Source organism: Streptomyces sp. Tue6028, from assembly GCF_002300165.1.
Taxonomy (GTDB): Bacteria; Actinomycetota; Actinomycetes; order Streptomycetales; family Streptomycetaceae; genus Streptomyces; species Streptomyces siamensis.
Window position 1 is genome coordinate 1 of sequence record NZ_MLCE01000031.1, and the last position, 12,027, is coordinate 12,027.

Here is a 12,027-nt window from a genome sequence, read left to right on the forward strand (position 1 = left end):
TCCGGGAAGCTGCCCACGATCAGCCGAGATCACTCAACGTAACGAAGCACTACTAGGGGGTTTCGTTCGGATCAGGTCGGATCAGGCCGCGGCGTCCGGTGCGGTGCATCGCAAGGCGGAGGATCACCCGCGTACTGGGCGTACTCGGGTGGTCCGACAACGCGGCGAGGTGCCGTGCCGGGCACCGCGGACCCGGCCTTATCCAGACGAAACCCCCTAGGGGGTGCGTTCGTCCGGGGCGCCGGCCGGGACCTCCTCCCGGGCCGTGCCGGCGCCGGGCGTCCCCGCGCCCGCCGCGCGCAGGCGCTCGCCCTCGATGTCCACCTCCGGCAGCAGCCGTGCCAGCCACGTCGGCAGCCACCAGGCGGCCCGGCCGACGAGGGCGAGAACGGCGGGTACGAGGGTCATGCGGACGACGAACGCGTCGACGAGGACACCGAAGGCCAGCGCGAACGCGATGGGCTTCAGCATGCTGCTGCTCCCCGGCACGAAACTCGCGAAGACCGCGAACATGATCAGGGCGGCGCCGGTGACCACCCGCGACGCGTGCCGTGAGCCGGCCAGGATCGCGTCCCGGGGTCCGGCCCCGTGCACGTACGCCTCACGCATCCGGCTGACCATGAACACCTCGTAGTCCATGGCGAGTCCGAACAGCACCGCCATCACCAGGATCGGCAGGATGCTCACCACCGGCCCGGTCCGCGCCACGCCCAGCAGGTCGGCGAGCAGGCCCCACTGGAAGACGGCGACCACCGCTCCGAACGTGGCCGCCACCGAGAGCAGGAAGCCGAGACCCGCCTTGAGCGGGACGACCAGGGAGCGGAAGAGCAGCAGCAACAGCAGCAGCGAAAGGCTCACGACGACCAGGGCGAAGGGCACCAGGGAGTCGGTGAGCCGGTCGGAGACGTCGATGCCGACCGCGGTGCTTCCGGTCACCCGCACCCGGGTGCCCGACGCACGCTGCCACTCGGCCGACCGGTCCCTGATGTGCTCGACGAGTTCCCTGGTCCGCTCGTCGGCGGGCCCGGTCCGCGGCACCACCTGGACGACCGCCGCGTCACCGTGGTCGACGAGCTGGGGGGCGCCGACGGTGGCGACGCCTTCCATGGCCTTGAGGTCCTCGGCGAGCGCGGCGGTGGACTGCCGGGGGTCCGCGGCGCGCGAGGTGTCGGCGAGGATCAGCAGCGGTCCGTTGAATCCGGGGCCGAACTCCTTCGAGACGATGTCGTACGTCCTGCGCTCGGTGCTGCCCGCCGGCGCCGATCCGTTGTCGGGCAGGGCGAGGTGCAGATCCCGCGCCGGGACGGCTGCGGAGAGCAGGGCGACGAGCACGGCGGCCAGGGTGAGCAGCGGGCGGCGGATCGCCAGCCGGCCCCACCGTTCGCCGAGGTTCGGCCGTCCGCTCCGCCCGCCGTCGTGGGCGGCGCGCTCGCGGCGGGCGGTCCGCGAACCGGGCCGGGGACGCAACCGGTCACCGGCGAAGCCCATCAGGGCGGGCAGCAGCGTGAGCGCGACGGACACCGCGATCAGCACGGCGGCTGCACCGCCCAGGCCCATCACGGTCAGGAACGGGATACGGACCACGGCCAGCCCGCACAGCGCGATGACCACCGTGAGCCCGGCGAAGACGACCGCGCCGCCCGCCGTCGCGGTCGCGGTGGCCGCGGACTCCTCGGCGTCCATGCCGGACGCCAGTTGGGAGCGGTGGCGGGACACGATGAACAGCGCGTAGTCGATGCCGACGGCGAGACCGAGCATCGACGCGAGCGATGGCGCCGTGCCGGAGATCGTCAGGACGCCGGTCAGCGTCTGGAGGCCGAGCAGGGTGACGGCGACACCGGTCACCGCCGTCAGCAGCGGCATGCCGGCGGCGAACAGCGAGCCGAAGGTCACCGTCAGCACGACGAGCGCGAACAGCAGCCCCATCGCCTCCTTGGAGTGACCGGTGCTCTTGTCGCTGCCGTACGCGGGCCCGCCGACGTCCACGGTGAGTCCGGCGTCCTCGGCCGGCCGGGTCGTCCTTTCCAGGGCGGTGAGGCTGTCCGCGGCCAGTCCGGCCTTCGTCACGTCGTAGCGCACCTGCCCGAGGGCGGTCGTGCGGTCGCGGGAGACGAGGCCCGCGGTCGTCGGGTCGGTGACGTGGGTGACCTGCGGCGCCTTCCCGGCCTGTGCCATGGTCGCGCCGACGGCCCGCGCGTACGAGGGTTCGGTGATCTCGTGGCCCTCGGGGGCGACGAAGACGATCTGGGCGCTGGTGCCGGCCGCCGAGGGCAGCTCGGTCCTGAGGGCGTCCATCGCGGTCTGCGACTCGGAGCCCGGGATGGTGAACTCGTCGTTCGTGGTACCGCCGAAGCCGGCCACGCAGGCGACGGCCGCGGCGAGCACGACGAGCCAGCAGGCCAGCACGGCACGGCGATGCCGGAAGGCGCCGCGGCCGAGCCGGTGAAGCAGGGAAGCCATGGGAGAACCACTCCTTGAAGGGGGACTTGCGGGGGCGAGCGGCACGTTCGGGGAGGGGTATCTCGGGCGTCGGGCGGGGCGGTGCGGTGGGGCCGGTGCGGTCCCGCGCGTCCAGTGCCGGTGCCGACGGGGGCGGAGATCGGGGGCGGTGGGGATGGACGCGGTCCCGCGCTACCCGGGCCGGCGCCGATCGGGACGGATGCGGGGACGGCGGGGGACGGTGCTGCGGTCCCCTGTGCCCCGTGCCGGCCCCGGCTCGGTCAGACGTCGAGGGCGGCGCGGCCGCCGCGCAGGCTGAGACGCAGCCCGTCGTCCGTGACGGCGAGCTTCCGCGGCTTCATGTCCATGGGGAGGCCGGTCAGTTCGACGGTGCGCCGCACCTTGCCGGTGATCCTCGCGGACAGCGCGTCGGGGAGGGGAGCGCCGTCGAACGTCGGCCGGGCCGGCGTGACGCGGACGGTCGTGCCGTCCAGCGACGGGGTGACGGGGACGGTGAGCGCGCCCGTGCGGCCGAGGTGGACGAGGAGCCGTCCGGTTCCCGGGTCGGGGACGACCACCCCGTTCATCCGTCTCAGTTCGTCGCCGCCGAGCCGGTCGGCGCCGACGGTGACGTCCGCGGTGCTCGACCCGACGGTGACCGTCCCCGCGGCCCGCCGTACGTCCCGCAGATGGACGTCGACGCCGAGTCCGGTCATCCGCCGGGCGGTCACCCCGTCGGCCGTGAGCTCGACGTCCGGGAACGCGCCCCGGGACAGCTGCATCAGCACGGGAGTGCCGCCCAGGCCGACGTCGGGGACCGTGCCGAGCCGTTCGGCCGCCGCGGTCGCGAAACGGTCGCCGACCCGGTGCCGGACCACCGCCTCCGCCGTCACCGCTCCACCGCCGAGGGCGAGGACCGTGAGCGCGGCGACCGCGGTGCGGCGTCTCGTGACGGGGCGTCCCGCGGCGGGGTGTCCCGGGCCGCGACGCCCCGGGGTCAGGCGTGTCAGGGCGCGCAGAGGCAGCCGCTCACCAAAAAGTGTCATGACTGACACGATACACAAAGTGTCAGGACTGACACTTTTGCTGGGCGGGGGCCCGGCGCCGCACCCGTGGCGTGACAGGATGACCAGGTGAACGACTGGGGCGAGCGCGAACCGGGGCTGCGGGACCGGAAGAAGGCCGCGACGCGGCGGACCCTGCTCCAGACGGCGGCACGCATGTTCGCCGAACGCGGCTACCAGGAGACGACCGTCAAGGACATCGCCTCGGCGGCCGGCGTCACCGAGCGCACCTTCTTCCGCTACTTCCCCTCCAAGGAGGACCTGGTCTTCGCCGAGGTCCTCGACCTCGTACCCCTGCTGCGACGGGAGATCCCGCGGCGGCCGGCCGGCGAACCCCCGCTCACCGCCGTCCTCAACGGCCTCGTCGAGGCGGCCGGTGCGCTCGACGAGGGCCTGGCCATCCTGTTCGTCGGCACACCGCCGCGCGCCCTGCCCACCGGCGCCCGGCGCACCCACGTCCTCACCGACTTCGAGGACGGCATCGCCGACGCGCTCGTTGTGCGTCTGGCCGAGCAGCACCCCGACGAGCCGGACGACCGGCGCGCGCGAAGGGCCGCCGTGCTGGCCCGCGTGTCGGTCGCCGTCATCCGCAGCGCCCTGCTCGCGCACGTGTCGGAGGACGCCGCGGGGCCCGAACGGCGTTCCGTCGACGACTTCGGCACCCTGCTGCGGGAGGCGTTCGACGCCGTACGGGAGGCCGTGTGACCCGGCGCCGGACGCCGGCCCGCCCGGGCGCCCGCCGTCGCCGTACCGCCGCGCTGCAGGGGTGCCGGGCGGCGCGGAGCCAGGCCTCGCCGTCACGCCCGTCCGGCGCGCCTGCGGTGGCGCAGCCACAGCCACAGGCCGCCGGCCAGGAACGACGCGACCGCCAGGGCGATCGCCAGCACCGGCCATCTGCTCCCGGCGATGCGCAGGTCCGCCACGACGGCCAGGGTGACCAGGGCGAGCGGCACGAGCAGCGAGACGCACGCGCGCAGTCCCGCGGACAGCACCTCGGGCTCGACACGGGCGATCCGGCGGCGCGGGGCGGGTGAACTGACCGCGCCGTACTGGGCGAGGGCCCGTTCCATCAGGCGGTTGTCGGAACGCCGGTAGACGTACGCCAGGTAGGGGAGCCAGACGAGCGGCGCCACCAGTCCCACCAGGAAGACCGCGACGACCAGCGTCCAACGGCCCGTCTGGACGGCGATCCTGCGCACCCGCCGCCGACCCGGGGTGTCGTCGCCGGTCGTGACCAGGCCCAGCAGATAGGCCATCCGTACGGTGAGCCGCCACATGGCCGGCCAGCGCTTCAGGCGGGGGAGGGGTTCGGCGCGGGCGATCCCCGCGAGTGCCTCCTGCGCCCGCGGGGTGTCCTCGTACACGCCCTGCAGGGCGAGGAGGTCGGCCACGCGGGCGCTCGTCGTGGGGTCGTGACCGTCGAGCGCGGCCAGCTCCAGAACCGTGCGCCCCTGTCGCAGCAGCGCCGCGCAGAACGCGAAGGGCACCAGCACGAGGAACGGGCCGCCCACCATCGCCCCCTCCGCGACGACCGTGCGATGGCCCCGGGTGATCACCTGGGCCCGCAGTTCCGGGGTGCTCGCCCCGGGGTGGTCGTGGCGCAGCCGGGCCACGGAGTCGGCCGCCGCGTGCCCGTGCCGGGCGACCGCGAAGGCCGCCAGAATCTCCGGCAGCCGGCCCGGGTCGCCGAGCGCCGATGCCAGCAGCGACCGTTCGGGCGAGGGCCCGGCGGGGCGGCGGGGTGCGGCGCGGCTCATGGGGCATCACACCGCCACGGGCCCCGCCCGGGTCGTCGTGAGTGGATCGGCGCGTGCCGTGTGCGGTGTGTCGGTGCCGGGGTGGGGCGTCGTCGGCCGCGAGCCCGCCGCGGCACGGTGCCTGGGTGCGCGCGCCCGGTCCGCGTGCCCCGGGTGCGACGGGGCGCACGGCTGTCGCGGAAGGAAAGAGGCGGGTGCGCCATATGTCGTATCTAGCACGAAACACCCGCCTCGGGGTTCCGTACGGGCTCCGGTACGGGCCCGGCGACGCGGTCCGCCGCGCGGGCCGGGCCGCCGCCGTGCACGGGCCCCGCCGACCCTGGCGCGGTCGTCACCCGAACGGCCGAACCCATGTGGCGGAGCGACGGGCCGGGACCGAGGCTCGAACTCGACTCGGTGCTCGCCGCACGGGCGGGCCCGGCCGGCACCGCACGCCGACACCACACAAGGGGTCGCACATGAGCCAGGACGCCTCGCAGCCGTCGGACACCCCGCACGCCACCGGCGCCGCAGCCCCCTCCACCGGTTCCGCCGGGGGCGGCGAAGCGCCCCTCTGGGGAAACCAGGGACAGCCGGCCCCGGGCGCGCGGGGCACGGGGTCCTCGCACCGGACCCGCGACGCCTGGGCTGCCGGTGGCACCGTCTTCGCGGGTGTCCTCCTGTGCGTGAACGGCGTCCTCCACGTCCTCCAGGGCATCTCCGCCATCGTCGAGGACACCGTGTACACGCGCGTGAACGGTTACGTGTACCGGATCAACCTCACCGGCTGGGGCTGGATCCTGGTGGTCCTCGGCGCCATCGCGATCGTCGTCGGCTGGGGCATCCTCAAGGACGCCGACTGGGCACGCCTGACCGGCATCCTGCTCGCCTCGCTGAGCATCATCTTCCAGTTCATGTTCCTGCCGTACGCGCCGGTGTGGTCCCTCGTCGTGATCGCCATCGACTGCTTCGTGATCTGGGCCCTCGCCGTCCACAAGCCCGGCCCCACGACGGGCTGACCGGCGGCCCGCGGCGGGCCGGACGGACGGCTTCGTGCCGCACCGGCCCCCGACCCCACGCAAGGAGCATCCATGGCCAGTTCCGAAGACCGCGGGGCCGGACGTACGACGGGCGCGGACGGCGGTACGGAACTCGCCGACCTGCGGGCCAGGGTCGCGGAGCTGGAGCGTCAGGGCGGCCCCACCGCCTCCCGGCACCGGCTGCGCTCGCTCGTCGCCGGTCTGCTGATCCTCCTCACCTTCGTGCTCACGCCGCTCAGCGCGGTGGCCGCCTGGGCCAGGAGCGAGGTCGCGGACACCGACCGGTACGTGGCGACCATGAAGCCCCTCGCCTCCGACCCGGACGTCCAGGCCGCCGTCGCCGACCGGGTGACCGACGCGGTGATGCAGCACATCGACCTCCAGACACTCCTCGAATCCGTCGCGCCCGAGGACCGGCCGCGGCTGAGCGCCGCCCTGGAGAAACTGAGCGGCCCGCTCACCTCGGGCCTCACCGGCTTCGTGCACAGCACCGCCGAGAAGTTCGTCGACAGCGACGCCTTCGCCACCTTGTGGACGGACCTGAACAGAAGGGCTCACGCCGCCGTCGACAAGGCGCTGACCGGCAGCGGGGGCGGCGCGGTGAAACTCACCGACGACTCCGTGGTCATCGACCTCGCGCCCGTCATCGACCAGGTGAAACAGGCGCTCGTCGACAAGGGCCTGACGGTGGCGTCGAAGATCCCCGAGGTGCACACCGACTTCACGGTCCTGACCTCCGACTCCGTCGGCAAGGCCCAGAAGGGCTACCGGCTGCTGCAACTTGTCGGGTTCTGGCTGCCGCTGCTGACGCTGGTCCTCGCGGCGGCGGCCGTGCTGACCGCCGTGCGCAGACGCCGGGCCCTCGTCGCGGTCGCCATCGCCGTCGCGCTCGGCGCCGCCGTCCTCGGAGTGGGTCTCTGGATCGGCCGCGCGCTCTATCTCGACGAACTGCCGGCGAAGGTCTCGCAGCCCGCCGCGGGGGCCGTCTACGACGCGCTGGTCCGTTACCTCCGGACCACGGTCCGCATGCTGATCACCCTCGGCGTCGTCGTGGCGCTCGCGGCCTGGCTGACCGGGACCGGCCGGGCCGCCTCCCGGGTGCGGTTCGCCTGGACCGCCGGCATCGGTGCCGTGCGCGAGGCCACGGGCTTCGAGGCGGGATCCGTCGGCACCTGGGTGCACCGGTCGAAGCGCTGGCTGAACTGGACCGTGGTCGCCGTCGCGGCCGCCACCCTGCTCGCCTGGAGCTACCCCACCGCCGCCGTGACGCTCTGGATCGTGCTGGGCGCCCTGCTGGCGCTGGCCCTCGTCGAGTTCCTCGACGATCCGCCCGAGTCGGGCGGCCTGGGGCTCGCCGGCTCCGGCTGACCGGGGGCCTGGGGCTCGCCGGCTCCGGCTGACAGACGGCGGGGCTGCCGTGCCGCGCTCCTGCGTCCCACCGTGGCATGGTCGTGGCGACCGCTAGACGCTGTAGCCGCCGTCGACGCCCAGCGCCTGCCCGGTGATGAATCCCGCGCGGTCGGAGGCGAGGAACACGACCGCCTCGGCGATGTCCGTCGCGGAGCCGAAGCGGCGCAGCGGGATGTTCCGCCGGGTGATCTCCAGCGCGGCTTCGTCGAGCTCGCCGGAGCCGATCAGCCGCGCCGCGTTGCCGTCGGTCAGCATGCCGGGGCCGACGCAGTTCACGCGGACGCCGTACCGCCCCTCCTCGGCGGCCAGCGCCCGGGCCACCGCCTCGACCGCCCCCTTCGTGCCGGACGACAACCCGTCGCGGACGGGGAACCGCCGGGTGGCCACGGTGGTGACCGCGACGATGCTGCCCCGGCTCTCCCGCAGCAGCGGCAGCGCGGGGTGTACGAGATTGAAGAACGCCCCGGCGTCCGCGTCGAGTTGGGCGCGGTACTGGCTCGGCGTCACCTTGCTCAGATGCACCATGGGCACGTGCGGACCCGCCGCGTACACGAGGGTGTGCAGCCCCCCGGAGGCGGCGGCCTCCGCCACGGCCTGCGCCGTGGCCGCCTCGTCGCTCAGGTCGACGCGCAGTGCCAGCGCGCGGCGCCCCGGCCGGCCGACCTCCTCGGCGAGCGCGTCGGCCGCCGCCCGCCGGCCGCGGTACGTGAACGCCACGTCGCTGCCCCGCCCGGCGAGCGTCCGAACGACCGCCGCGCCGATGCCGCCCGTACCGCCCGCGACGAACGCGACGCCCGGCCGCTTCGAGAAGTCCTCCACGCTCACGCCCCACAACCCCCGTGTACTCGGCGACGACGACCATCACGACCACACCCGGCCGGCAGCGGCCGCGTGCCACACGCGTACAACGGCCCCCGGGCGAACGGGAGTTCCAGCATGCACCTCCGTGCGCCGCGGCGGGTCCGACTCCGGTGATCGGGCGTGCGGTGGGTGTCAGGGGCGAAGGCGCCGGAGGTCCGACACAAGGACATCGGTGCTCGACAGGGTCATCGGCGCCGCGGAGACCGCCCGCACCCGTACCCGGACACCCCGGCCCGGCAGGACGAACCTCCCGCCGGGCGGCAGGAGTTCGTAGCGGGCCGTGCCATGGGCGCGCAGCACGGCGGGACCCGCCTCGACGCCCCAGTAGCGGCTCATGCCCTGCCCCTTTGTCAGGGTGAAGTGGGGACGCAGGGCCGCGCCGCCCTCGTTGGTGACCCGGACGGAGAGTGCGGTGAGCGCGCCGGCCGCCCGGCGTGCGCCGACGACGCTCATCCGGAGCGGTGGTGATCCCGTCGCCGCGAAGGCGACCGCCACGGCAGCCGGGGCCAGCAGGAGAACGGCCGCGACCGGACGCGCACGGCGCCCCGTGCGGCCGCGCAGCACGGCCGGGCGCGGCTGCCAGGCCGTCGTGAAGGACTGCCAGGGCGCGGTGACGGCCGCGGCCGTCCACAGGGGCGTCATCATCAGGTAGTAGCCGTCCTGCGAACGGGTCGCCACGTAGAACGCGCACCACGGCAGGACCGTCGCCGCCGGCCCGAGCCGCCGTACGAACAGCACGAACAGCACGAGCAGACCGGCGGCCAGCAGCAGACTCGCGTGCGCGTACCAGGCCAGCCGCCCACTGCCGTCGGTGAGGTACAGCGAGATGCCGACCAGGCCCTGACCGTGGATGTCCGCCTGCTGGGTCAGCGGGAGCGCGATGCCCGATAGCCAGGCGCGGGGCTCGCTCACGATGAAGTACGCGTTGATGAGCAGCCAGGCCGTCACGGCCCCCGCGGCGATCCGGCCCACCGCGATCGCCGCGGCGCGCGGCCCCAGTTCGCCACGGCGCAGGGCGTACACACCGGCCAGCAGGAACGGGGCGAGGAACCACGGCAGTTGCTGCGCGGCACAGGCCGCGCCGAGGCAGGCGGCCCGCACCCGGTCGCCCCGGCCGCCGCCGCCCGTCCGCGGCCAGCCCACCACCACCGGGACGAGCAGGGCGCAGGCGACGACCGCCGGATAGCCGAGTCGGCCGTACGCGGGCAGCAGGTTGAGACCGAGGCAGACCAGCGTGGCCGCGGAGCGCCACGGCACCGGCAGCAGCCGCCACATGACGATCGCGCCCACCACCAGGGCCCCGGTGCTCACGAGGGTGGCCGCCGCCGCGCCGTGACCCGTCCAGAGCAGCGGCGCGGTCAGCATCAGGCACAGCGGTGGATAGCCGTACGTGTAGTCGTAGCCCCCGGCCATCGTCGGGGTGAGCGCCACGCCGTGACCGAACAGCCAGGGCCAGGGCCGCCCGTAGACCTGGTGACCGGCGAGGAACTCGTGGGCGGCCTGCGTGGTGAGCACCGCCTCGTCGCTGCCCCCGTGGTTCATCACCCACCCGCAGACGGCGAGCGTCACGGCGGTCAGCAGGACGACCAGGTCGAGCCGGGCCAGTGCGCGGCTCCGGCGTACCACCAGGATGAGGGCGCCGGTGACGAGGATCGAGGCGTAACAGAGGGAGACGACCGCGGCCACCGGGAGACGGTGGCTCGCGGCCTGGACCCACAGCGGGCGCGTACCGACGAAGAGACTGATGTCGGCGAGCAGAGTCAGGACGCGGTGCCACTGGGTGGGCGTCCCGTCCTCGTGCCGGGGCGCGGACCTCCTGCCGGACGCTTCCTCCGAAGGGGTCTGGCGGGCGCTGGGCGACGGCCCGGTTTCTGCCGAGTACACGGCCCCAGAAGGTAGTTCCCGCAGGTGAGCGGGGTGCGGGAGGACGTGAAGAGTCCGGTGTGAGGCGCGTAAGAGGGCAAGAGCGGTCCAAGTGTCAGGCGTTGGAGAGCGACACCTCGGTGGACTTGATGAGCGCCACGACGTGGGCGCCGGGGACCAGGCCGAGTTCGGTGACCGCGTCCTTGGTGATGGCCGAGGTCAGCTCGCCGCCCGCGACGTCGACCTTGACGCGTGCCATGGCCCCGCCGGTGGCGACGTCCGTGATCGTGCCGGGCAGTTGGTTGCGGATGCTCACCCCGGCGACCGGCCCGGTCGCCAGGGACACCTCCGTCGACTTGACGAGGGCGCGCACCGTGGAGCCGGCGGCCAGGCCCAGGTCCTCGACGGCTTCCAGGGTGACGGCCGCGACGATCTCCTGGCCGCCGTCGAGACGGACCTTCACCGTCGCCATCACCTCACCCGCGGTGACGGAGACGACGGTGCCGGGAAGCTGGTTGCGGATGCTCAGACTCATGGGGAGGCCTCGATCGCTCTACTGGGTGCCGGGTTTGCTGGACTATGCGCAGTTTGCCGCAGCGGGTAGGCGTGCGACCGCGTCGCGGACCGTGTCGCTGTTGGGCCGAACGGGTGACCATGCGTAAGAATTGCCCGGTGCAGATACTGAGTGCGAGTCAGGACGGGGTGGACGGGTGAACAGCCACGACGTCACCGACGAACAGTGGGAAGGGCTCGCCCAGGTCGTTCCGCTGCGGGGCAGGGACGCATGGCCGTCGGCCGTCGGCCACCGGTCGATCCCCGATGCCCCGACCGAGGCCCGGCGCCGTTTCGTGGTGCTGCGGGTCAATGTCTTCGCGGACGCCCGCGAGGTCGCCGAGACGCTGATGGCGGGCATTCCGGTGCTCCTGGACCTGACCGGCGCGGAGACCGATGTCGCCAAGCGGGTGCTGGACTTCAGCACGGGTGTGGTCTTCGGGCTCGCGAGCAGCATGCACCGGGTCGACCGGAACGTGTTCCTGCTGACACCGCCGGGGACCGAGGTGCGCGGGCTGATGGAGGGGGCCGGGGTTCCCGGCGTCTGAAGGCGAGTTGGGTGGGTCCGGCACAGGGCCCCGGGGGTGTGCGGGGTCCGCCGGTACGTGGTCCGGGGGTGCGCGGGGTTCGAATCGGGGCCCGTGGCCCCCGGGCTGGGGCGAACAGGGCCTTAGGGGTTTTCGTTCGGATCAGCCCGGGTCCGCGGCGTCCGGCACGGCACCTCGCCGCGTTGTCGGGCCACCCGAGTACGCCCAGTACGCGGGTGATCCTCCGCCTTGCGATGCACCGCACAGGACGCCGCGGCCCGATCCGACCCGATCCGAACGAAACCCCCTAAGTCGGCCCGATGTCGGAAGCCGGCCGCGGGCCGGACCGGGCCAGGAAGCCGCGCGGGCCGGGGGGTGCCGGACCGGCCCGTCCCGCGGGGGCGGTGGGCAAGCCCGTCCCGCGGGGTCGGTGGGCAGGCCCGCCCCGCGGGGGCCGGGGCCGGAGGGCCGGGGTCCGACCGGCGCGGATCGCGGTGTGCGCGGCAGGCCGCGGCGCGCTCCCCCGATCGTGGGA

Annotated in this window: 10 protein-coding genes; 4 read left to right on the forward strand and 6 right to left on the reverse strand. The window is 74.1% G+C overall.

Going from position 1 to position 12,027, the window contains the following annotated elements:
* Positions 1-216 precede the first annotated feature (216 nt).
* A complete protein-coding gene (locus BKI49_RS28700; RefSeq protein WP_095937168.1) occupies positions 217-2,460 on the reverse strand; it encodes an MMPL family transporter in 2,244 nt (747 codons plus the stop codon).
* A gap of 260 nt (positions 2,461-2,720) precedes the next feature.
* Positions 2,721-3,485, reverse strand: a complete 765-nt coding sequence (locus tag BKI49_RS28705) for an LmeA family phospholipid-binding protein (protein ID WP_095937169.1) — start codon at positions 3,483-3,485, stop codon at positions 2,721-2,723.
* A gap of 87 nt (positions 3,486-3,572) precedes the next feature.
* On the opposite strand from BKI49_RS28705, the gene BKI49_RS28710 reads away from it, so the two are divergent.
* Entirely contained in the window at positions 3,573-4,208 is a 636-nt protein-coding gene (locus BKI49_RS28710; RefSeq protein WP_095937170.1) for a TetR family transcriptional regulator, read from the forward strand.
* A 92-nt stretch (positions 4,209-4,300) separates the two neighbouring features.
* Here the strand turns inward: BKI49_RS28710 and BKI49_RS28715 are convergent, their stop codons facing one another.
* Positions 4,301-5,260 (reverse strand): hypothetical protein, encoded by a 960-nt coding sequence (locus BKI49_RS28715; protein WP_095937171.1) that lies wholly within the window; start codon positions 5,258-5,260, stop codon positions 4,301-4,303.
* Between the two features lie 458 nt (positions 5,261-5,718).
* Here BKI49_RS28715 and BKI49_RS28720 point away from each other — a divergent pair, with 458 nt between their 5' ends.
* Positions 5,719-6,258 carry a DUF7144 family membrane protein gene (locus BKI49_RS28720; protein WP_095937172.1) on the forward strand — a complete coding sequence of 180 codons (540 nt, stop codon included), beginning with the start codon at positions 5,719-5,721 and terminating at the stop codon, positions 6,256-6,258.
* 72 nt (positions 6,259-6,330) lie between these two features.
* Positions 6,331-7,647 (forward strand): hypothetical protein, encoded by a 1,317-nt coding sequence (locus BKI49_RS28725; RefSeq protein ID WP_095937173.1) that lies wholly within the window; start codon positions 6,331-6,333, stop codon positions 7,645-7,647.
* 93 nt (positions 7,648-7,740) lie between these two features.
* On the opposite strand, the gene BKI49_RS28730 is transcribed toward BKI49_RS28725, so the two are convergent.
* The 3 genes from BKI49_RS28730 to BKI49_RS28740 form a co-directional block, all read right to left on the reverse strand.
* Positions 7,741-8,508: an SDR family NAD(P)-dependent oxidoreductase gene (locus BKI49_RS28730; protein WP_095937174.1), complete on the reverse strand. Its 768-nt coding sequence runs from the start codon at positions 8,506-8,508 to the stop codon at positions 7,741-7,743.
* A gap of 174 nt (positions 8,509-8,682) precedes the next feature.
* Complete coding sequence (locus tag BKI49_RS28735) at positions 8,683-10,434, reverse strand: hypothetical protein (protein ID WP_373557599.1); 1,752 nt, start codon at positions 10,432-10,434, stop codon at positions 8,683-8,685.
* 94 nt (positions 10,435-10,528) lie between these two features.
* Positions 10,529-10,948, reverse strand: a complete 420-nt coding sequence (locus BKI49_RS28740; RefSeq protein WP_095937175.1) for a TOBE domain-containing protein — start codon at positions 10,946-10,948, stop codon at positions 10,529-10,531.
* A 175-nt stretch (positions 10,949-11,123) separates the two neighbouring features.
* On the opposite strand from BKI49_RS28740, the gene BKI49_RS28745 reads away from it, so the two are divergent.
* A complete protein-coding gene (locus BKI49_RS28745; RefSeq protein ID WP_095937176.1) occupies positions 11,124-11,513 on the forward strand; it encodes a cell division protein SepF in 390 nt (129 codons plus the stop codon).
* Positions 11,514-12,027: the final 514 nt, after the last annotated feature.